The following is a 21,945-nucleotide window of genomic DNA, read 5'->3' as shown; positions in this document are numbered from 1 at the left end:
CACCTCAACAATTACATTTGAGTAATTGTTGCTGCGTTTCCATCACCAATTTGGGTAACAGATACAGTGCTGTCAAAGCCAATTACTGAGCCTTCAACAATATTGTCGTTACCAATTTGAGTAACACTAAACGATACGTTTTCACCACCAACTAAAAATGCTGATTGTTCAACGCCAGTAACCCAGTTACCTTCACCTGTTTGTGAAATATCAATGCTGTGGTTATTGCCTTCAACCATCATATCAATAAGGTTTAACGTGCCACTTTGTGCAATATCAATTTGGTTATTATTACTATCTAAAATGCCAGCAAGGGTAACAATTGCTTCATTTTGAGAGCCGTCTTGAGCAATATCGATGTCATTATCGTTAGATGTAAGCGTTACATCTGGGTATGAAGATTGAACAAGTACGGCATTTTCATCGCCAGCTTGTACTAAATCAACATCATTGCCAGAGCCGTTAAAGTTAGCTAAGTGAATCGAGTTTAAATCACCTATTTGGGCTGATGTAAATTCATTGTCTGAACCAATTACACCCATGTAGGCTTCGTTTAAATCACCGTTTTGCATTGAAGTTAGTTCGTTGTTGTCACCAATTAAATCGGCTGTCATTAAGTTTTCAGCGCCAACTTGTGTTGCTGAAACCTCATTATTAGAACCTTCAAATAAGTTTGATTCAATTGTGTTAAGTGAACCTTCTTGATCTAAATCTATTTGGTTGTCGTCCCCAATTACAGTTGCAAACGTTACCGCATTAGTTAAGCCATCTTGCTCAATTTCAATTTCATTTGCATCACCAGAAATTGCACTAAATGCTACAGCATTACGATCACCTACTTGTTCAACTTCAAGCTCGTTGTCATTGCCTTGTAAACTACTTACTTTAAAGGTACTCCAATAACCGTCTTGAACTAAATCAAGAGTATTTTCGTCGCCTGTAAGCATCGTAATTTCTGCTTCATGCCATTCACCGGTTTGCAGTGAGGTAATTTCATTTGCGTTACCTTGCATATCCATGTTGTAGAACCAGTGACCACCAGTGCCTTGTTCAACATCAATGATATTATCATCACCAGTTACAATATTAATCGCTTCATTATTTACAAAAAAGCCTTGGCCAAATTGTGAAACAAATAACATATTATTATTACCAGTCACTTCAGAGATAAAACCATTAGCAACGCCATCTTGGCTGTATACTTGTAAGTTGTTGTCACCTGTGGTGATTACTTCAGCATAATTACCAAATTGGCTCTGCACAACTTCAGTTTCGTTATTATTACCGGTTGTTGTTACAAGCATGGTGTTGCTATCACCATCTTGTGTAAGTAGTGCAGTATTTTCATTAAAAGTTTGGATAAGAGTCATTGAGTTTTCAACACTTGCTACAGAAACGTTGGTAGCAAGTTCTGAGCTTGATACTGATTTGTTGTTAGTATCTGCATATGAGGCAAAGCTGGTACCCATTGCTATTGCAATAGCACAACTTAAAAGTGATTTATTCAACTTCATTATTTTCTCCTTGAAATATTAAAACCAAACACCTTAAATTTTATAGGTTTTATAAGGTATTTGCTGTGTCAGCATGCCGTGCCGATATATTTTTTGTGATCCGCCTGCGTAACTTTAGAAGTAAGTGAAGCGTAATATGTGTCTATAAATAATTAATTTTTAACTTGTCATAAATATTGAACTAACAAAGTTTAAGCTTAAATTCATAATCACCTATTAACTGTATTCCTCTATTTTGTTTTCTTAAATCATCATTTTTTACCAAATAATTAACCTTTTATTATCATTGGTTTATGTGTGTAACTGGTGGGTTTTAATGTAATAGTAAGCAAAAGCAGTAAAAAAGTTTGACCCTATAATGGGTAAGGTTGTAATGGGGCAGTTCATTAAAATGACTGTGTTTAGTGTTTTTTTTATAGCCAAACTGGTCAAAATTTATGATTTTTAATTCTTTTTAACTTTTTAACTTGTCAAATATCGTATTTACTAGTTTGCTTATAACTTGCCACGTGATCCCTTGTACTTGAAATAGTGAACAAACCCGCTTAGTGCTTCTAAGCTAACCCAACTATGGATAGAACAATGAAAACAAAATTATCTATTATTACGCTTGCTTTACTACCTTGTTTGGCTTCGGCTAAATTACCTGATGCAGGGGCTCTTCAACAAGCAACTGCAAGCAGTGACTCTGTTATTGTTAAGTATAAAAAAAATGCAACACCTCAGATGCGTAAACAAGCACGAAGCTTGGTTAAAGCAAAAATTACAGATTTAAATAATGATGAAGTTGATGATAACTTCACATCATTATTCTCAGGCCGCCTTGCTAAATTTAAAGTATCTGGCATGAGTACTAAAGAAGCTATTGAACGCTTAAAGTCTCACCAAGCTATTGAATATGTTGAGCCAGATTACCGCGTTAGCATAGCTGCTAATACACCTAACGATCCGCGTTTTGACGAACTTTGGGGACTAAATAATCTAGGGCAAACAGGTGGCATTGCCGATGCAGATATTGATGCGCCTGAAGCATGGGAGATCTCTATAGGTAGCCGCGATGTTGTAGTTGGTGTTATTGATACTGGTGTTGACTACAGCCACTCTGATTTAGCTGACAATGCGTGGGTTAACACTGGCGAAATTGCAGGTGATGGTATTGATAATGACGGCAATGGTTACATTGACGATATTCACGGTATTAATGCAATTACGGATGCTGGTGACCCAATGGATGACCAAGGTCACGGTACACACGTATCAGGCACTATTGGTGCAAGCGGTAATAACTCTACAGGTGTTGTAGGTGTAAACCATGAAGTTTCTATTGTTGGTTGTAAGTTTTTAGATGCCGCAGGCAGCGGTTCAACATCAGATGCAATTAAGTGTATTGATTACATGGTTAATCTTAAAAACTCAGGTGTAAACTTACGAGTTTTAAATAATAGCTGGGGCGGTGGCGGCTATAGCCAAGCGCTAGCCGATGCTATTACTGTTAGTGAGCAAGCTGACATCTTATTTGTTGCTGCAGCTGGGAATGACGAAGTTGATAATGATGCCAACCCTCATTATCCATCAAGTTACGAACATGAGAGTGTATTATCAATTGCCAGCACTGATAGTAACGATAACTTATCAGATTTTTCACAATGGGGCGCGACAAGTGTTGATATGGGAGCACCTGGCTCTGGTATTGTGTCAACGGTTCCGGGTAATGGCTATGCAAATTACTCAGGTACTTCAATGGCAACACCTCATGTTGCTGGTGTTGCTGCTCTTGTGTTGTCAGTAAACCCTGATTTAACAACATCAGAGCTTAAAGCGTTACTAATGAGTAGCGGTGACGCTAATACTGCACTTCAAGGTAAAACGCTTGCGGGCACGCGCCTAAACGCAAATCAGGCGCTATTAGATGCCGATCCAACGCCAAGCTTTAAAATGTCGGTGACGCCATCGTCACAGCAAATAACAGTTGGTGAGTCTGCAACTTATACGTTTGAAATTGGTTCTATTGCTCAGTGGGATGGTGAAGTAACGCTTGAACTAGAATCTAGCCTAACTGGTGCATATTTATCAGAGCTAACTGCAAGCCCTGGCGATACAGTACAGCTTAGTGTTGAGACCAATGAAAATACGCAATGGGGTGATTATGAGTTTACTGTTACAGCAACATCAGGTGATATTGTTAAAGAAAAAACAGTAAGCTTAATGCTTCAACCTGCTGGTTTAAATGACTACACCTATTCTAGCGAAGAAAATGTGGCGATTCCTGATAATGACCCACAAGGTGCTAATTCGGTAATTACAATTTCAGATGATTTAACTGTTTTTGGTACTTCTGTTGATGTAAATATTACGCATACTTGGTCTGGCGATATAGTCCTTACGCTAATTTCACCACAAGGCTCTGAAGTAACTCTACAGAGTAATGAAGGTGGCAGCGAAGATGATATTGTTAAAACATTTACATCAAGCGTATTTAATAGTGAAGTAGCAACAGGTGATTGGACATTAAATGCTGTAGATACAGCGGGTGCAGACACCGGCAATATTAATGGTTGGTCACTTACACTTAGCGCTATAGGCGAAGTAAGTGCACAACCACCACGTGCTGGCTTTACTGTTGATACACAAGGTTTAACAGCTTCGTTTGTAGATACAAGCAATGATGCTAATAACGACATTACACAGTGGAGCTGGAGTTTTGGCGATGGCGCTACATCAACAGATTCAAGCCCTGTGCATGCATATGCGCAATCGGGTAGTTACGATGTAGAATTAACTGTTACTGACAGTGAAGGCAATACAAGTACATCAACTCAAACGGTTGTTGTAAGTGATGTAGAGCTAGAAATTACCTTAAAACGTGCTAATAAGTCTCGCCTTGATACTATGCGTGTAGAGCTTAGTTGGGAAAGTGTTGGCGCTGAATCACTAAGTGTTTACCGTAATGGTGAGCTTGTAGATACTACTGCTGACCGAGGTCGTTACCGCGACTACGTACGTGGTGCTACATTACCATCGTACGATTACCAATTATGTGTAACTGAAAATGTATGTTCTAACATCATTACGGTTTCATTTAACTAACTACTCCTAAAGTGACTTTAAGCCCAGCATTGCTGGGCTTTTTTATGTTTTAAAAAATATAAACTATGCTTTTTTATATGGATGGGTTTTAAGCCAGTGCTCGGCTATTTGCTCACGTGTGGCAAACCAAACCTGATCATGCGAGCGAGCATATTCTAAAAACCGTGCTAATGCTTTTATTCTTCCTGGTCTGCCAATTAAGCGGCAATGTAAACCTATCGACATCATTTTAGGGGCGTTTTCACCTTCAGGGTCACCTTCTTCATAAAGCGTATCAAATGCATCTTTTAAGTAATTATAAAACTGATCGCCGGCATTAAAACCCTGTACGGCAGCAAAGCGCATGTCGTTTACATCGAGCGTGTAGGGCACTATTAACTGTGGTTTACCTTCTTTAATACTGTAAAAAGGTAGGTCGTCGCTGTAATCGTCGGCATCATATAAAAATGTGCCATTCTCAACTACAAGGGCTGCGGTATTTGGGCTAGTTCGGCCGGTATACCAGCCTTTGGGCTTTTTACCCGTAAGCGTTTGAATGATCTCAATGGCTTGTTGCATATGCTCGCGCTCGGTTTGCTTATCTATATTTTGATAATTAATCCAGCGCAGGCCATGGCTTGAAATTTCGTGGCCTGCTTCAACAAAGGCTTTAGCTACATCGGGGTGGCGCTCAAGGGCCATCGCCACTGCAAAAATGGTGACCGGTATATCGTATTTTTTAAATAAACGCAGTAACCTCCACACGCCCGCGCGCGAGCCATATTCGTAAATAGACTCCATGCTGATATGGCGGTCTTCAACATGCGGGGCACTAACTATTTCAGATAAAAATGTTTCGGCCGCTGCATCACCATGTAATACACAGTTTTCGCCACCTTCTTCGTAATTTAATACCAATTGCACGGCAATACGTGCTTTATTGGGCCAATTTGCATGGGGTACATCTGGGCCATAACCAATTAAATCGCGCGGGTAGTTTTTAAATTGCTCGCTCATTTTATTGCTCCTTTTTAAGCGCTGCGAGCCAAGAGCCTAGCGCTTCGCGCTCTGTGTCTGTCATCTTGGTCATATTAGCCAGTGGCATATCTTTGGTTATAACCGCGCGAGTATGCACAAGTACTTGCAACTTTTTTACCTGTTCAATTGAATCAAGTTTAAAGCCAAGTGGCGCTGTTTGAAAAAGCTCAGAGGTAGGTGTTTCGCTATGGCACTGCGTACAGTGTTTGCTGATTATATCCCACGCTTGTGCGTCGGTAATACTTGCTTGTAAAGGCGCGTTTTCGTCTGCATTTGTTGGGCTGCTAGGCCACGGAGCTATTGCTAACATAAGAGCAAAAAATGCTGCAATACCACTTATAAGTACTGAAGGTTTATTAACGCCTTGATGTTTTAAGTTAAAGTAATGGCGTATCCACATACCAATACCAAACAGCGCAATTAAAATAAGCCAGCCAAAGTTGTGGCTATACGTGTAAGGAAAGTGATTGCTAAGCATAATAAATACCACTGGTAACGTGGCGTAGTTATTATGTATCGAGCATTGCTTGGCTTTTAAACCCGGGAGCGATTCGGGGATACGGCCGGCTTCTACTTCACTTACCATATAGCGTTGCCCTGGCATAATAATGTGATACACATTCCCAACCATACACGTGCCAATAAGTGCGCCTACATGAATATACACAGCGCGGTCGCTAAATAATTGATCAACCCCAAAAGTCCACAGAGCTAATAAACCAATAACTACAGCAATAAACACTTTGCCGTTTTCAACCAGCGGGGTTTCACACAATAAACGATAAACACCATAGCCTAAGCCAATAAAACCAAGGGATGCGCCAATAGCTGCAAATTTACTTAGCTCACTTTTACTGTTATCAATTAAATACACATCGGCGCCAACATAATAAAGTAAGCTAAATAGTAATATACCGGTGATCCAGGTTGTGTAGGCTTCCCACTTAAACCAATGCAGGGTATGAGGCATTTGTTCAGGGCCATTTTGATACTTAGCCACTTCGTAAAAGCCACCGCCATGCACGGCCCATAAATCGCCTTTTATGCCTTTATCTATTTTCCATTGCGGTGGTGTTTGTAGGTTGTTATCAAGCCATGCAAAATAAAATGAAGCGCCAATCCAGGCTATACCAGCAATAACATGAAAGTAACGCAGTACTAAATGAGCAAGCTCAAATAAATAGTTTTCCATAACGGTTAAGCCTCTTCTAATACCGGTGAGCGGGTGTCTGAAAATTGATTGTTATCATCGCGCTTATACACACTTTTACCCATAATGTAGGTTTGCTCAACGCAGCGGTCGTCGCCTAACATCATCATTGCAAATAGTTTTTCATGCAGGGTTTTGGCATGCTGTATTCTAAATTTTAAAAATGGGGTTGCTGAACAATCCATTACAATAAAATCGGCTTCACAACCGGCTTCAAAATTACCAATTGTCCCTTCTAAATCAAGTGCTCTGGCACCGCCGAGAGTTGCTAAATACAGCCCTTTAAATGCTGAAAACTTTTGACCTTGTAATTGCTGAATTTTATAAGCTTCGTTACCTGTTTGTAGCATAGAAAAGCTTGTTCCTGCGCCTACATCGGTACCCATGCCTACGTTTATATCGTGCTCTTCACAGGCTTTTAAATTTAAAAGTCCTGATCCTAAAAATAGGTTTGAGGTAGGGCAGTGCGATATTGCCGCATTGTTATCTGCAAGGCAGCAAAGCTCGCGCTCAGATAAATGAATGCTATGGGCAAATACCGAGCGTTTACGCACCATTTTTGCTTGCTCGTAAACGCCAAGGTAATCTTCAGCTTCTGGAAATAGCCCTTTAACCCATTCGCACTCGTCTTTGTTTTCTGATAGATGAGTGTGCAGGTAGGTGTCTGGGTATTCTTCAAGTAACTGAGTGCATTTTTGTAATTGTTCTGGGGTTGATGTGGGGGCAAAACGCGGCGTAACTGCGTAGCTTAGCCTGTCAACATTGTGCCATTTTTTTATTAGGGCTTTAGATTCGTCATAGCTTGTTTGCGCGCAATCAGATAAGTCGTCAGGGCAGTTACGATCCATCATTACTTTACCGGCAATCATCCGTAAATTGCGTTTTTGTGATTCTTTAAAAAACGCATCAACCGATTGCGGGTGCACAGTGCCAAATACAAGAGCAGTGGTTGTGCCATTGCGAAGCAGCTCGTCTAAAAAGCGATTAGAGATCTCTTTTGAATAATGCTTACACGTAAACTTTTTCTCTGTTGGAAACGCATATTCGGTTAGCCAACTTAGCAATTGCTCGCCGTACGCACCCACCATTTCGGTTTGTGGTAAGTGTATGTGGGTGTCAATCATACCAGGCATAACGAGCTTACCATCGTGGCGGATAACACGCGCTGATTTATCAATCGTTGGCAGTATGTCTTGCTCGTAGCCAAGTTTAACTACTTTGCCGTGCTTGATAACTAATGCGCCCTTTTCAAAAAAACGATAGGCGTTTTCGCCAACAATGGCCGGGTCGTCAACAAAGTCGAGTATATCGGCACAAACTACTGTTAAGTTATTATTGTTTTGTGTGCTCATTATTAGCTACCTCTGTATGTAGAGTAGCCAAACGGGCTAAGCAACAATGGGATATGATGATGTTTAGTATCTTGTAATCTAAACGTTATTTGCGCCTCTGGGTAAAACGCAGGGGTAGGTTGGTTTTCATAGTAACTATCTAAATCAAATACCAGTTTATAGGTTGCAAATTCTATTTCTGTATTTAGCCAGTCGGTAATACGCCCATCGCTATCGGTTGTGCCTTGGGTTAGTTGCACCCACTCGTTATTTGTAAGTTTAAATAGCTTTACGGCAACGTTTGCTGCTGGTTTTCCGGTGCTGGTATCGAGTATATGGGTAGTAATAGGGCTTTTGTTCATAGCAGTGACTCCAATCTTATTTTTGTTATTTTGGCTTGTTCGCCCGCGGCTATAGCAAGCTCTGTACTGCGGGTGTTGTGTATGCGCTGCTCTATGAGTTCAAGCATTTGTTCGGCCGTTTTACCGGTGGCGCACACAATAAAAATAAAGCCAAACTTGTTCAGGTACTCTTTATTAAGGGCAATCATTTTGGTAAGTACGGTTTCGTTTGCTTTGCTCATACCTGATTGCTCATGCCCCGCTTTTTGTGCGGTAGCAGCGTATTTTTTGCTAAGGGTTGATAAGTCGCCTATTTGCGGGTGGCCTTCAAAAGCGGCTAAATAGTCGCTCTCGTCAAGGCTATCCCATATGCTTTGTGCGCATTCAAACAGCTGCTGAGCACTTTTAAATGGCATTGCTTTTACCATGCCCGCCACCCAGTTAGGGGCTGCGCAGCAATGCTCAAGTGCTTGTTTTGCTTGTGCATCATTTAGCGTATTTATTTGTAAGCTACTCATGCGTCTACTTCCTCCTGCGTGGTGCTAATTAAGGCATTTTTTAGTGTGCGCCACTGTAAGCCTTGACGTTTTGGCGCTTGGGTTTGCATAGCCTGATAAAGGCCAATTAGCTGTCCACTAATCGAAATAGCCACTTCCATTGGTAATTTGCCCGTAATGTTTTTAAGCCCAACAGGGCAGGTCATTTGCTTTATTTGAACGGATGTAAAATCGCGATGGGCTAGGCGTTGTTTAAAACGTTTTGCTTTAGTGTCAGAGCCAATAACGCCCAGCCAATTGGCATCAGCGCGTTTAATAATGGCTTGGGTGAGTGCAAAGTCGAGCTGGTGGTTATGGGTCAATATTAAGTAGTTGTTAGATTTAGGTGCACGTTTTACTTGCTCTGTTGGCTCTTCATCAACCACTTTTACTACGTTATTTGGAATAGCCTGTGGGAATACATCTGCGCGGCTATCTATCCAGCGTATGCGCATAGGTAGTTGTGCCAATATACCAATAAGCGCTTGTGCTACGTGGCCTGCGCCATAAATGTCGAGGGTGAAGCGCTCGCATTGCATGCATTCAAGCATAACGGTGGCAGCCCCGCCGCAGCACTGGCCTAAATTTGCACCTAGATTAAATTGCTCAATTACTTGGGCGGCTTCGCCTTTGGCAAGTAGCTCTCGGGCTTTTTCAATTACTAGATATTCAAGGTGGCCACCGCCAAGGGTGTCGTAAATATGCTCGCCGCTTATTACCATTTTAGAGCCTGTGCCGCGTGGGGTTGAGCCATTGGTGCCAAGTACAGTGGCAATTACATAGTTAGTGCCGCTTTGTTCATGCTCGTTTATAGCCTGCGCCCAGTTTTGGGTATGAAAACCCTGAAACGACTTATTTAAATTAGTCATGTTGATGCTCCTTAAACCAACTAGCGGTTTGCTCAATTGCACTCAATACTCGCTCTGGGGTTGCGGGTGTATCCAATGGGGCGGTGTATTTGTAATCAGCCACACTACTTATGGCATTACGAATAGCGCTCCATACACTAAAGGCCAGCATAAATGGCGGCTCGCCTACGGCTTTTGATCTAAACACGGTGGTTTCTGGATTTGCTGAGTTATAAAGATTGACGTTAAATTCGGCAGGGGTATCGCCAATGGCTGGTATTTTGTAGTTGGCTGGGCCAAAGCTTGCAAGCTGGCCTTTATCATTCCATTGTAAGTCTTCGGTGGTAAGCCAGCCCATACCTTGTACAAAGGCGCCTTCAATTTGGCCTATATCAAGTGCTGGGTTAATTGAGCTGCCTACATCGTGCAGTATGTCAACGCGGGTTACCGTGTTTTCGCCCGTAAGCGTATCTACTTCTACTTCGCTGAGTGCTACGCCGTGAGCGTAGTAAAAAAATGGGCGGCCTTCACCTTTGGCTCTGTCGTAATGAATTTTTGGTGTGGCGTAATAACCCGTTGATGAAAGCGATATACGATTCATGTAAGCAAGATTTGCAAGTTCGCTAAAGCTAATTTCCCCTTTACTAAAAGTAATGAGGTTATCTTTAAATGTAATACTTTGGCTGTTTACTTCAAAGTGCTCGGTAATAAAATCAATTAAGCGCTCTTTTATTGTGTTTACTGCATTTAGCGCCGCCATACCGTTTAAGTCGGTACCGCTTGAAGCCGCTGTTGGCGAGGTGTTTGGCACTTTGTCAGTACGCGTAGCACTAATACTTACCGCGTTAAAATCGACCCCAAAGCCATGGGCTACAATTTGCGTAATTTTGGTGTTCAGCCCTTGGCCCATTTCGGTGCCGCCGTGGTTTAAATGTATAGAGCCATCACTATAAACATGTACGAGTGCACCAGCTTGATTTAAGTGTTGTACCGTAAACGAGATACCGTATTTAACCGGCGTCATTGCAAGGCCTTTTTTGATAATAGGTGACGATGCGTTAAATGCTTTAATAGCCTCTTTACGTGCCCAGTAGTCACCCGACTCCTCAAGCTGGTTTATCATATCTTTTAAAATATGTTGCTCTACGGTTTGATGATACGGCGTGGTGTCGCGACCTTTTTTATATAAATTGAGTTTTCTGATCTCAAGTGGATCTTTACCTAATTTGGCTGCTATATCGTCCATTATTAGCTCGCCCATAATCATTCCTTGCGGGCCACCAAACCCTCTAAATGCGGTATGGCTTACGGTATTCACTTTACAGCGATTACCTTTAATTGTGGCGGCTGGGTAGTAGTAGGCGTTATCGGCATGAAACATGGCACGGTCTACAATTGCATCTGATAAATCAGGGGAGTAGCCACAAAATCCGTTTACGGTAATGTCGGCACCTTCTATTAAACCATTTTCGTCAAAGCCAACATGGTATTGATTATAAAAAGGGTGGCGTTTACCGGTTAATTTAAAATCGTCGCTGCGGGCTAGGCGCATTTTTACTGCGCAGCCAAGGTGGTAAACCGCAAGGGTTGCAAGGCATGCCCATGGTGCGCCTTGGGTTTCTTTGCCACCAAAAGCACCGCCCATACGGCGGGTTTCTACGTTTACAAAGCTAAATGGCTTTTTTAATATTTTGGCAACTAAGTGTTGAACCTCAGTAGGGTGTTGCGTAGAGCATTGAACATGAATGCCCCCGTCGTTATCAGGTTGCGCCAGCGCTATTTGGCCTTCTAAATAAAAGTGTTCTTGCCCGCCTATGTTTATTTCGCCTTTAAGCTGGTGGGCTGCATTATTAATGGCGTGTTCGCTGTTACCACGGTTAAGTGAATGGGGCGGCCTTACCCAATGCTCTTTGCTAATGGCTTCTTTAATATCGAGTATGGGTGTAGTTTGCTCGCACTCTATAACCACTAAACGTGCAGCGCGACGCGCTATTTCATAGGTGTCGGCAACCACTACTAATACAGGTTGTCCGTGATATTGAATTTCATGGCTAGTGAGTAATACATCACCAGGAAATACTGGGCCAATATCTAATTTACCCGGTACATCTTCGGCCGATAAAATACGTTGAACGCCTTTAACTGCCAGTGCGTGACTTGTATCTATTGATTTAATAAAGCCACTTGTAACAGGGGCGAGCACTGGGTAGGCATGTAGGCAGCCGTAAGGCTCAGGATTATCGTCGGCAAAATTTGCACTGCCACAAACTTGTTTAATAGCGCTTTCGTGATATTTAGATTGTCCAACGCTACCACCTTGCGCTTTTAGTTTATCCATTTCAAAGTGACGCATGTGAGATCCTCGTAATGGCAATGTTGTTATTGTTGCGTGCTTGCGGCTCACAAAAATCAATACCAATGCGTTGTAGTAAGTTTTTGCTTACCGTAGTGCGGTAATGCGCACTGCTTCGTACATCGCTCATGGGCGTAAAGTCATCGTTAATAGCCGTTGCGGCGTCTATAAAACTACTTACTTGTAACGATTGAGATATCAGCTTTTGCTCAATATGCTGCGCGCGCTTAGGAATAGCTGCCATACCGCCCATAGCGCAGCGGGCTTTAGTAATCATGTTTTGTGAATGCTCTAAAGCAAGCACCAAGCACACGGTAGATATATCGTCTTCAAAGCGTTTTGATATTTTATGACACGCCAGTTTTAGTGACTCAGGGCGCTTTGGAATCATGAACTTACTAGTTACTTCATCGCTTTTAAGAACTGTTTTTTTGTAATCAATAAAGTAGTCGGCAACTTTTATAGTGCGCGTGCCTGCGCTGCTTAATAAATCCATTGATGCATTAAGAGCGATTAAAAGGGGAGCTGGATCGCCAATAGGAGAGGCATTTCCTATGCTGCCACCGAGTGTGCCGCTGTTACGTACTTGGCTTGATCCTAAGCGTTCAAATAGCTCTTTTGACTCTGGGTAATAGTTATAAAATACCTCAACAAATTGGCTATAAGGTAGTGCTGCACCAATGTGTAGCTCACCGTTATGATCTGCCAAGGTACAAAGCTCCTTTACTTGGCTAAGGGAGATAATTACATCTGGTAAAAGCATGTTTTGGCTAAGCTCAATGGCAAAGTCGGTACCACCAGCAACTAAATGTGCATAAGGATAAAGCGTTTTTAGCTCAACAAGTTGTTGGGCAGTTTGTGGTAAGTAAAATTTGCGAGGGCCATTTTTTAAAAATGGAATATCGTCATCATATTGCGTATTAAGTGATGCTTTAAATTGAGCGGCCATTGCTGAGTACGGTTCAGCTTTACGCTCATAGCTATAGGCTTTTTCGGCTGCAAGTAATATAGGGCTATAACCTGTACAACGACATAAGTTACCGCCAAGTGCATAAATAACCGCTTTTTTACCAGGGTACGTTGGCTCATTAATATAAAGAGCCAACAAACTCATTATTATACCGGGCGTACAAAAACCACATTGCGAACCATGACACTCCACCAGTGCACGTTGCACGGGGTGTAAATCGGTTAAGTTTGGGTATAAACCAGTAGTCACAGCCTCTACCGTTACTATATGTTTTGCATGCGCATTACCTAATAACAATAAACAGCTGTTCATTGTTTTGTATTGCCAACTAGCTTGCCCGTTTGCATTTATACGCTCTTCACCCACTAAAATTGTGCACGCGCCACAGTCGCCAGTTGCACACCCTTCTTTGGTGCCCACTTTCCCTTTTTTGGTGCGAAGCCAGTCCAAAATGGTGAGACTTGGCGAGCATTCTTGTACTTCAATTGGCGTGTTATTTAATAAAAATTGAATCACACAGACCCCCTTAATTTTTATAAAGCCCTGATACATAAAGGCTTGGCGTATGTTTTTTCTTGTTGTTTGCGCACGGGTAACAAAAATACTTTTTAATCTTTAATTAGCTTATTGCAGTTACTATGCCATTGTTGACCGCTTGGTCAGTTAAGGGCGGTTGGGTTAAATTATCGAGGTATAGGTAATAACGGAGTCGCTTTAAAAATAAGGCACGGTGAAGCGAATGCTTTTACTATTTAAATCTAAAGGGGGAAATAGGGCTGGTAAAAGCACATTAATGAAAATGCTTTATGGTGTGGTTAAACCTGACCAAGGGGACATGTTTTTTAATGGCCGTATAATACCAATCAACAATGAAAAATTAGGGTAGGTGTCAGCGTTATTTTTTTATGTAACTCTGCAAGTTGGATAGGTATTAGCCTATTAATCTTTGAGTCAATTTTTGTAGGCTATCTTGCTTATTTTGAGTGGATAAATAGCGCTAGCTTAATTTATGAGCCTACTTATAAACAACGTGTAGAAAATACCTACTTTTAAAATAATTACCTTCTCAAATATTACCTTTCATAAAACCTAACCTCAAACTGCATTCAGTGTGAATTACAGCGTTGTTTTTAAATGTAATTTTTAAAGTTAATTCAACTTTTAAGGGATGTTTTTTGGCACGTAAGTTGAAACTACTCCTTATAAATTTTAAAAAGGAATTACCATGACTGCTGAATACTTTATGGTACTAGGATTACTCGGTGTCGCATTTTTTGCTGTTGCAGGGGCATTGCTTGGGTATGAAAAAAACATTAGTGGCTTTGGCGTAGTAGTGGTGGCAACCGTTACAGCATTAGGGGGCGGTACCCTCAGAGATATACTTTTAAACAAACCGGTATTTTGGATTGCTACCCCAGAGTATTTATATTCGACCTATGGGGCCGTTATAGCAACAATTGCATTTATTCGATATTTACCGCGCGTTAATAATTACTACTTTTTATTAGTAGACGCTGTTGGTATGGCGTTATTTAATATTATGGGGATAGAAAAAGCACTCATTAATGGCTCTGGCATGGTGGTCGCAATTACCATGGGCATTACTACAGGTATATTTGGTGGTTTAATACGCGACGTAATTTGCCGTGAGGTGCCAACTGTTATGCGCAGCGAACCTTACGCCTCTGCGTGTTTAGCGGGTGGTGCAGTTTATGCCGCTTTATTTAGCCTTAATGTAGATTACATTTGGTGTATTTTAGGGTCATTTTTCACGACTATTTTTTTAAGATTAGGCTCTTTGCATTGGGGTTGGCATTTAACTATTTTCAGAAAAAAAGACTTCAGAGATCAAAGCGACTAATTTTAGCTACGAGTAGCCCGCGTTTGCATGTAGTACTCGTAATTATTCTCATCCGTTATAGTAAAACCCAGCCGCTTATAAAGTCCTAATGCTGGGTTGTTTTTAAGCACAGTGAGTTTAATAGGTTTTGACTGCGCACTTGTAATAACTTGTTCAATAACCGCTTTCCCATACCCTTTATTTTGATGCAGTGGATGTATTTGTAATTGCATTATTTCAACGTATTGAGCGTACGTTTGGTATTTTAAAGTACCAATTGGTACCTCATTTATAACTATAAGATAGGAGCAGTTATATTGGTCATCAAGCCTTAAAACATGCTGTTGCTCAGTTAAAAATAACCCGGCATTTTCTAAGTGTTCAACCATAGTCAGTTTTCTGAGGCTTAATAAGTAGTCTCGGTCTGAATATGCTGCCTTTATGAATTTAAAAACCATAGTGCTCCCTTGCAACAGCCTCAATGTTTATATTTGTAGAACTAACCAAAACAAGTGCGCAGTATTAAATGTGCAAGCCAAACTAACAAAGGCAATACTACCAATACCCAAGTGCTTTCCACCAAAGCCCGCCAATAATTCCCCATACACTTAAATTAATAACGCTCATTATAAGGCCCATTACCCACCAGTCTTTTAATGATACATAGCCTGAGCCAAACACTATGGGAGAGGTGCCTGTTGCGTAATGCGTTAACGACATCATGAGTGATGAAGCGCCAGCTAATAGTAAACCTAAAAATAAAGGCGGAGCGCCAAGCGCTAAACCTGCGGCGTAAAATGCGGCAAACATAGCAGTAATATGTGCTGTAGTACTGGCAAAAAAGTAATGAGCATAAAAATACACAGCTACCAATATAATGGCCGATACAATCCAGTCAAAGCCCAGTTGCGCAATGTTGCTCTCAACAAGTGTTGAAAACCACGTTACCAAACCTAGTTTATTTAAAAAAGTGGCCATCATTACTAATGCTGAAAACCAAACAACGGTATCCCACGCAGACTTTTCTTTAAGTACATCGTCCCAGCTTAATACACCAGTCACTAATAAAACCGACAAACCTAAAAAAGCCACTGCGGTTGTGTTAACCGCGTAGTCAGCCCCTAAAATCATTGCGGGTACGCCGGCCCATAAAACAAGCAGCATAGCAAAAACACCCACCATTATTTTTTCGCCATAACTCATTGGGCCCATTTCAGTTAATTTAGATTCTGCATATTTTTTAGCGTCGGGCGTACTTTTAACTTCAGGTGGGTAAATGGCATAAACAATCAAAGGCACAAGGGCAATACATAGCAAACCAGGAACAAGCGCTGCCAGCGCCCACGTACTCCAAGTAATACTGATATTTGCACCGGTAGCATCAGCAATCAGCTTTACAATTAGAGGGTTTGGCGCAGTCGCCGTAATAAACATAGCTGATGTAATAGGGTTTATATGGTAGCTCACTAAAGCAAGGTAGTGCCCAATTTTACGAGATGTACCTTCCTCAGGGGACGAGCCAAAACTTGTTGCTATCGACTTCATTATTGGGTGAATAATAGCGCCGCCTCGCGCGGTATTACTTGGCGTTACAGGCGCTATAACAAGTTCAGAAAGTGCGAGTGCGTAACCAATACCAACTGTTTTTTTACCAAAAAGAGAAATAAAATTATAGCCAATACGATTTCCCAAACCAGTTTTAGCTAAACCCCGAGAAATAATAATAGCAATACCAATCAACCAAATTAATGAATTAGAAAAGCCACTTAATGCATCTTTAATAGCGCCAGATGGGCTGTCATTAGTTACGCCAGTTAACGCAACAGAGGTAATAGCTAAAATAGCAATGGCGCCGATTGGCATTGCTTTACCAATAATGGCAACAACAGTACCAATAAATAAAGCTAACAAATGCCATGCGTTTTCGGTAACACCTTGCGGGGGCGGTACAGCAAACCAAAGTAGTAAAACAATGGCTATAGAAATCAGTCCAGAGGTAACTCGAATATCAGTACCCTTCATTAAAAATGTCCCTAAGTTTTAGAAATGCATGCATTCTGTGTATTGAAAAGGCGACGTTATTCTACTTCATTTTATAATAAAAAAAATGACGCACATCATATGAATATTAGACTTATTTAATTTTATTAATAAAGAGGTAATAAACTATAAACTAAAGTGATTGATTATATTACCTGATGAGAGCTTACGTTGTGCTTAATCAACTCTTATATTTTTAAGAGTTAGCTTGAATTGTTTTATCGACTAGCAAGGTCTTTGTAAGTCTTAACGAATACTAGGAAATACAATGAACTTAAAATTAACCAACAACGTGATTACTTTTTTATTAGCGAGTAGCTTTTTGTTACTTGGCTTATCGTTTGCGTTAGGAGCAAACTCTAACACGTTAACGGCTACGTTTAGTTTTTATGGCGTTGATTCGCTAATGTCTGTATCTGCATTAGGTTTGATTAGTGGCTCATTTATGATTGCCTTAGCGTTTGCCACTGTGCTCGCTCGCCTTAAACTAATGAAACCTACGCCAGCACTTTTACTTGCAGCAATTATAAGTTTAGTAGCATTACTTACCTTGTTTGCCAGCAACCGTTGGATGGCTCAACTTGGCGGCTTTCCAATCATTGGTAGTGGGCAGGGCATAATTAAATACTTTGCTGTAGTGCCTTTGTATTTGTTTTTATTTTATAAAGACAAACTTACCGACAAACAACACGTACTTTTAAACTTTATACCGGTTGCCATGGTTTTATTGTGGATTGGCGGCATGAAGTTTTATGAGTTTGAAGCAAAAGGCATTGTAAGTTTAGTAGAAACCTCACCGTTTATGTCGTGGTTATACACGGTATTTAGCGTACAAGGCGCGTCTAACGTGATTGGCGGGTTTGATGTATTATTTGCTGTGTTATTGGGCTTAGGGCTATTTTTAAATAATAAAAAGCTAATTATTGTAAGTGGCTTAGCGTGTTTAAGCGTATTTATGATGACCCAAACATTCTTAATTACCGCCACCGGTGCATTTAGTTCTTCCACTTTATTGGATCGCTTAGGGCAGTTTGTAATTAAAGATCTTTGGTATATAGCCAACCTTGTTGTTATTGCTTTTTTAATGATTTTTAAACCGGCTAAATAATATAAAAGAGGGATTTTATGATCAGTTGCAACCAATACGACTACATCGAAATTGCCTGTATGCACCATTTAAGCATTGAGCTTATATTAAAAAATGGTGATGGTGTATGTGGCGTAGCAACTGACACAAAACGCAATGCTAATAGAGACGAATGCATAGTTGTTAACGTAAATAGCGAGCTGCAACTCATTGTGCTTACTACAATTAGTGTACTTAAAGCGCATGAGAAAAATCCATACTTTGACCACGTGAACTTTGATGTAAAGTAAACACCTCACTCATTCGTTTTTATCATAAATATCTCTAGCGAGTCTGTATCATTAATATGTTAAGGCTCGCTTATCTAACCAATGCTTTAGCTCATTACGCGCTAAATACATAAAGCCAAAATTTTCCTACAACTTTCTTTTGTTCTTTACTCGAGTTTTTCACCGAACAAGGCTAAACGCCAACTATTAAAGCGTATAAATAAAGCGTATAAAAATGCTAAACCAGTATAAGTAAGCCTTAACTAGCGCTTAGTATCCGTACGTTTGTTAATTATGCTCGTAAAAGGTAGCTACATAAATAAAGCTAACTGACAGAACCAACTGTTTATATAAATAGCTATTTTAATTTTGTCCGATAACATCATTAAAAATCGTTTTGGTGAAAAATAACAAAGACCTTTTTATTACATGCCTAATTACTTGTTTACATTAAAGTTAGTTAGTGGAATTATTAAACAATGTAATAAACGCCGTTTTGGGGCGTTATAACTCTCAAAGTGTTGTTCAATAAGTTGTTATACGTTTAGGAGGTTTGGTGAACGGAATCTGTGCATTGTGTACGAAATCAGCGAAGCTTAAAGATAGTCACTTTATGCCTAAAGCTGTTTACCGATCAATTAGTAAAGGTTTCCCTGAACACGGACAAAACATTGTTGTGATTAATGGTTCTAATAAATCAGCAGCCTATACTGACAAGCAAGCTAAAAAGTATTTACTTTGTGAGCGTTGTGAATTGAAATTCTCCAAAAATGGGGAAGATAAAGTAATATCTTTTATGGCTCGTCCTAACGGTTTTAAACTAGCTACAAAGATAAAAAAGTTTAAAACGTTGTCTCATGTAAAAGATGAAGTATGGTATTTTCCACCAAGCGACGAAATAGCGTTTAATTTCATGTACTTTGCTGTAAGCATTGCTTGGAGGTTGTCTGCAACAGATTGGAGTGGGTTCGGTATTCCTGATACAAAGAATTCAATTCGTGAAGAAAGCATGATTGCTTTTTCAGATTACCTATTAGGAAATACTGAACTTCCTGCAAATACTTATCTAGCTGTATATGTTGATAATCAAATAGTAGATACACCATCAATGGGCTTTCCAACTATTAAAAATCATGGTGGCTATCAACATATAGTGTTTAACATTCCTGGTCTAAAACTAAGCCTGTTAGCAGGCAAAAATCCAGGAGCGGGTATTAGAGAAACATTCTCTATTAATACAACTAACGTGTATTTTGTTAGTCGTAGTTTAAAAACACACCCTGATTATCATTTTATGGTTAACTTTTTAAAAAATGAATCAGTTGCAAAGGGTCGGTTACTGAAAGAGCGTATCAAACACGTAACAACACGCCCTGAGGTGGACGGCTAGTAAAATTAGCTATTAATTGCAAATTTTAAAAGTGGTGAGCCTCTTTGTTTTTCAACACTTAAATGCAATCGTTATCCATTTAAATACCAGCGTTCTAATAGTGTGGTTATATGGCTTATCCTTCACTTTTACTGCTTATAATACGCTTTAGCCTAAAATCAACTATGCACCTATAACGATTAGAAAAACCAGCCACTCTACAAATTTTTGCCTTAGAAAAGTGGGCAACTAAAACCTAAATATATCCATACCTCCTGAGGGCTTCGTTCAATAAATTGCGCTATCCCCGCTTATTTTTACTTCAGCGGTATCATTAAACGCGCGCAATTTCCCTGAAAATCAATAGCCTAAAAAAATAATTATAGGAGGTCCTGTAGTCAAATAACAATACTTTAGTAAACGCTAGTTCATATTACGTCACGTAATATTCATGCAGAACTTTAAGTTAAACATATGCTCGTGCAGCGTTCCCATTTTTATTTGACTCAATTTATTGGACATTCTTTTTATGAAATTAAAGTTATTTATCGCAATTATTTTTAGCACTTCGATGTCGTCTTACGCGACAGAAGCAGTAGATAAAACGGAGTTTTCATTCGAAGACTTAAAAGCGCTGGCAAAAGCCTCAGCCGAAAAGCCCTATACGTCAACTAAGGTGCCAGCGCCGGAGTTAATCGATAAAATTACGTATGACGAACATTGGAAAATACGCTTTAAAGAAGATGAAACCTTATACCCAAGTGGAAAAAAGGCACCTGTACAATTATTTTACCCAGGGCGATATTTTCCTGAGCCAGTAAGTATTTACATCAGAGACGATAAAAATCAGGTTCAAAATGTACCTTTTAGTAATGACGTTTTTGATATGCCTGATAATAGCCCAGCTCACGATCTCCCAGAAGGGTTTGGATTTGCAGGCTTTAGAATAATGCGCCCAGATATGAAACCAGATTGGATATCTTTTTTAGGCGCGTCTTATTTTCGTACTGACGGGCCAGAGGGACAATATGGACTGTCAGCCCGAGGTATTGCAATTAATACGGGTATGAATCAGCCAGAAGAATTTCCGCGCTTTTCTGCATTTTGGATTGGCCCCGCAGAGAAAAAAGGTGAAAGTGTGTCTGTTTGGGCATTGCTTGAAGGGCCTTCTATCACTGGTGCTTATCGGTTTGGTTTAAGTAAAGATAACAAAGAAGCCAAAGGCCATATTACCTCTGTAACGGCTAATTTGTATATGCGCGCCGATGTTGAACGCTTAGGCGTAGCACCGTTAACCAGTATGTATTGGTACTCACAAAAAGATAAAACAGGAGCTAAAGATTGGCGCCCAGAAATTCACGATAGCGATGGCCTGGCGATTCACACAGGATCGGGTCAATACGTTTGGCGCCCATTAAATAATCCTCAGTCGGTGTCGACCAATAGTTTTATTGATGAGAACCCAAAAGGGTTTGGCTTAATCCAAAGAGATCGTGACTTTAATAACTACCAGGACGACGGCGTATTTTACAATAAGCGTTCATCAGCGTGGATTAAACCTACTGACGATTGGGGCAAAGGCGCAGTACAGTTAATCGAAATTCCTACAAAAGATGAAACGTTCGACAATATTGTTGCCTACTGGGTGCCCGAAAAAGAGGCGCGCAAAGGTGATGAGTTTACCTTTTCTTATGATATTGAATGGCGTCCACTCGATCCTAAATCAAAAACGCTTGCAAGCGTTGTAAATACTCGCCAAGGCTTAGGCGGAATTCCCGGCCAGCCTATTCCTGAAGGCGTTAACAAGATGGTGATTGATTTTGAAGGTCCAGTATTTAAAGGCTTAGATAACAAAAGTGGTATAAAGCCGATTGTTGAAGCCAGCAACGGTGAAATACTAGAACCTATTGGAGTTTATCCGGTAGTTGGTACAAACCAATGGCGATTAGCGTTTGACTACAAACAAGCTAACAACAATCCGGTGAACATACGCGCGTATTTAGTTGATAAAAATGATGAAGCTATAACTGAGACATGGGTAAGTGATGCAAAGGTAACGATTAAATAAGACCTTAAAGTAACTGTTTAGCATATTGTTCTTAAATGAACTCAGGCGCTTTTTATCCTTGTTCT

General features: G+C 40.4%; 18 protein-coding genes. 7 read left to right on the top strand and 11 right to left on the bottom strand.

Translation table 11 applies throughout. The annotated features are described in order from the left end of the window. Positions 1–11 precede the first annotated feature (11 nt). Entirely contained in the window at positions 12–1,514 is a 1,503-nt protein-coding gene (locus tag PX700_RS20175; protein WP_479521732.1) for a curlin, read from the bottom strand. Between the two features lie 582 nt (positions 1,515–2,096). Here PX700_RS20175 and PX700_RS20170 point away from each other — a divergent pair. Next, positions 2,097–4,601 (top strand): S8 family serine peptidase, encoded by a 2,505-nt coding sequence (locus PX700_RS20170; protein WP_442448211.1) that lies wholly within the window; start codon positions 2,097–2,099, stop codon positions 4,599–4,601. 63 nt (positions 4,602–4,664) lie between these two features. On the opposite strand, the gene puuE is transcribed toward PX700_RS20170, so the two are convergent. From puuE to xdhA, 8 genes are read right to left on the bottom strand one after another with little or no spacing between them, the layout of a single operon-like run. Next, entirely contained in the window at positions 4,665–5,597 is a 933-nt protein-coding gene (gene puuE / locus PX700_RS20165) for an allantoinase PuuE (RefSeq protein WP_479521731.1), read from the bottom strand. Position 5,598: 1 nt separating this feature from the next. Continuing rightward, on the bottom strand, positions 5,599–6,810 hold the full coding sequence (locus PX700_RS20160) for a urate hydroxylase PuuD (RefSeq protein WP_479521730.1): 1,212 nt from the start codon (positions 6,808–6,810) through the stop codon (positions 5,599–5,601). 5 nt (positions 6,811–6,815) lie between these two features. Beyond that, on the bottom strand, positions 6,816–8,180 hold the full coding sequence (gene guaD, locus PX700_RS20155) for a guanine deaminase (protein ID WP_479521729.1): 1,365 nt from the start codon (positions 8,178–8,180) through the stop codon (positions 6,816–6,818). A gap of 2 nt (positions 8,181–8,182) precedes the next feature. Continuing rightward, the gene (gene uraH / locus PX700_RS20150; RefSeq protein WP_479521728.1) at positions 8,183–8,521 is read right to left on the bottom strand and encodes a hydroxyisourate hydrolase; all 339 of its coding nucleotides are present in this window, start codon (positions 8,519–8,521) and stop codon (positions 8,183–8,185) included. Beyond that, entirely contained in the window at positions 8,518–9,018 is a 501-nt protein-coding gene (gene uraD, locus PX700_RS20145) for a 2-oxo-4-hydroxy-4-carboxy-5-ureidoimidazoline decarboxylase (protein ID WP_479521727.1), read from the bottom strand. Before uraD ends, uraH begins: the two co-directional genes overlap by 4 nt. Then, positions 9,015–9,905 (bottom strand): xanthine dehydrogenase accessory protein XdhC, encoded by an 891-nt coding sequence (xdhC, locus tag PX700_RS20140; protein WP_479521726.1) that lies wholly within the window; start codon positions 9,903–9,905, stop codon positions 9,015–9,017. The genes uraD and xdhC overlap by 4 nt, the downstream gene beginning before the upstream one ends. Beyond that, a complete protein-coding gene (gene xdhB / locus PX700_RS20135; protein ID WP_479521725.1) occupies positions 9,898–12,237 on the bottom strand; it encodes a xanthine dehydrogenase molybdopterin binding subunit in 2,340 nt (779 codons plus the stop codon). The genes xdhC and xdhB overlap by 8 nt, the downstream gene beginning before the upstream one ends. Beyond that, on the bottom strand, positions 12,224–13,723 hold the full coding sequence (gene xdhA, locus PX700_RS20130; RefSeq protein WP_479521724.1) for a xanthine dehydrogenase small subunit: 1,500 nt from the start codon (positions 13,721–13,723) through the stop codon (positions 12,224–12,226). The genes xdhB and xdhA overlap by 14 nt, the downstream gene beginning before the upstream one ends. Before the next feature lie 223 nt (positions 13,724–13,946). Here xdhA and PX700_RS20125 point away from each other — a divergent pair, with 223 nt between their 5' ends. Both PX700_RS20125 and PX700_RS20120 read left to right on the top strand, forming a co-directional pair. Continuing rightward, entirely contained in the window at positions 13,947–14,093 is a 147-nt protein-coding gene (locus PX700_RS20125) for an ATP-binding cassette domain-containing protein (protein ID WP_024603673.1), read from the top strand. 339 nt (positions 14,094–14,432) lie between these two features. Beyond that, positions 14,433–15,068: a trimeric intracellular cation channel family protein gene (locus PX700_RS20120; protein WP_004334621.1), complete on the top strand. Its 636-nt coding sequence runs from the start codon at positions 14,433–14,435 to the stop codon at positions 15,066–15,068. Positions 15,069–15,070: 2 nt separating this feature from the next. On the opposite strand, the gene PX700_RS20115 is transcribed toward PX700_RS20120, so the two are convergent. Together PX700_RS20115 and PX700_RS20110 are read right to left on the bottom strand one after the other, a co-directional pair. After that, positions 15,071–15,505 carry a GNAT family N-acetyltransferase gene (locus PX700_RS20115; RefSeq protein ID WP_024603674.1) on the bottom strand — a complete coding sequence of 145 codons (435 nt, stop codon included), beginning with the start codon at positions 15,503–15,505 and terminating at the stop codon, positions 15,071–15,073. A 97-nt stretch (positions 15,506–15,602) separates the two neighbouring features. Then, positions 15,603–17,069 carry a DASS family sodium-coupled anion symporter gene (locus PX700_RS20110; RefSeq protein WP_479521723.1) on the bottom strand — a complete coding sequence of 489 codons (1,467 nt, stop codon included), beginning with the start codon at positions 17,067–17,069 and terminating at the stop codon, positions 15,603–15,605. Between the two features lie 286 nt (positions 17,070–17,355). On the opposite strand from PX700_RS20110, the gene PX700_RS20105 reads away from it, so the two are divergent. From PX700_RS20105 to PX700_RS20090, 4 genes are all read left to right on the top strand, one after another. Further along, the gene (locus PX700_RS20105) at positions 17,356–18,195 is read left to right on the top strand and encodes a DUF417 family protein (protein WP_024604524.1); all 840 of its coding nucleotides are present in this window, start codon (positions 17,356–17,358) and stop codon (positions 18,193–18,195) included. Positions 18,196–18,212: 17 nt separating this feature from the next. After that, the gene (locus PX700_RS20100; protein ID WP_024604525.1) at positions 18,213–18,464 is read left to right on the top strand and encodes a Rho-binding antiterminator; all 252 of its coding nucleotides are present in this window, start codon (positions 18,213–18,215) and stop codon (positions 18,462–18,464) included. Positions 18,465–18,999: 535 nt separating this feature from the next. Further along, positions 19,000–19,833: a hypothetical protein gene (locus tag PX700_RS20095; RefSeq protein ID WP_024604526.1), complete on the top strand. Its 834-nt coding sequence runs from the start codon at positions 19,000–19,002 to the stop codon at positions 19,831–19,833. Positions 19,834–20,341: 508 nt separating this feature from the next. Then, a complete protein-coding gene (locus PX700_RS20090) occupies positions 20,342–21,880 on the top strand; it encodes an OpgD/OpgG family glucan biosynthesis protein (RefSeq protein ID WP_182198033.1) in 1,539 nt (512 codons plus the stop codon). Positions 21,881–21,945 lie beyond the last annotated feature (65 nt).

It is taken from the genome of Pseudoalteromonas sp. TP27, assembly GCF_056470645.1.
Note: the sequence above shows the minus strand (reverse complement) of the source record. Positions and strands in the feature narration are given on the sequence as shown.

Excerpts from the sequence above, each read along its gene's own strand:
- xdhB (WP_479521725.1), bottom strand. The coding sequence starts at position 12,237 with ATGCGTCACTTTGAAATGGATAAACTAAAAGCGCAAGGTGGTAGCGTT.
- uraD (WP_479521727.1), bottom strand. The coding sequence starts at position 9,018 with ATGAGTAGCTTACAAATAAATACGCTAAATGATGCACAAGCAAAACAA.
- uraH (WP_479521728.1), bottom strand. The coding sequence starts at position 8,521 with ATGAACAAAAGCCCTATTACTACCCATATACTCGATACCAGCACCGGA.
- PX700_RS20170 (WP_442448211.1), top strand. The coding sequence starts at position 2,097 with ATGAAAACAAAATTATCTATTATTACGCTTGCTTTACTACCTTGTTTG.
- PX700_RS20120 (WP_004334621.1), top strand. The coding sequence starts at position 14,433 with ATGACTGCTGAATACTTTATGGTACTAGGATTACTCGGTGTCGCATTT.
- PX700_RS20110 (WP_479521723.1), bottom strand. The coding sequence starts at position 17,069 with ATGAAGGGTACTGATATTCGAGTTACCTCTGGACTGATTTCTATAGCC.
- PX700_RS20175 (WP_479521732.1), bottom strand. The coding sequence starts at position 1,514 with ATGAAGTTGAATAAATCACTTTTAAGTTGTGCTATTGCAATAGCAATG.
- puuE (WP_479521731.1), bottom strand. The coding sequence starts at position 5,597 with ATGAGCGAGCAATTTAAAAACTACCCGCGCGATTTAATTGGTTATGGC.
- PX700_RS20105 (WP_024604524.1), top strand. The coding sequence starts at position 17,356 with ATGAACTTAAAATTAACCAACAACGTGATTACTTTTTTATTAGCGAGT.
- PX700_RS20115 (WP_024603674.1), bottom strand. The coding sequence starts at position 15,505 with ATGGTTTTTAAATTCATAAAGGCAGCATATTCAGACCGAGACTACTTA.
- PX700_RS20100 (WP_024604525.1), top strand. The coding sequence starts at position 18,213 with ATGATCAGTTGCAACCAATACGACTACATCGAAATTGCCTGTATGCAC.
- xdhC (WP_479521726.1), bottom strand. The coding sequence starts at position 9,905 with ATGACTAATTTAAATAAGTCGTTTCAGGGTTTTCATACCCAAAACTGG.
- PX700_RS20160 (WP_479521730.1), bottom strand. The coding sequence starts at position 6,810 with ATGGAAAACTATTTATTTGAGCTTGCTCATTTAGTACTGCGTTACTTT.
- PX700_RS20090 (WP_182198033.1), top strand. The coding sequence starts at position 20,342 with ATGAAATTAAAGTTATTTATCGCAATTATTTTTAGCACTTCGATGTCG.
- guaD (WP_479521729.1), bottom strand. The coding sequence starts at position 8,180 with ATGAGCACACAAAACAATAATAACTTAACAGTAGTTTGTGCCGATATA.
- PX700_RS20125 (WP_024603673.1), top strand. The coding sequence starts at position 13,947 with ATGCTTTTACTATTTAAATCTAAAGGGGGAAATAGGGCTGGTAAAAGC.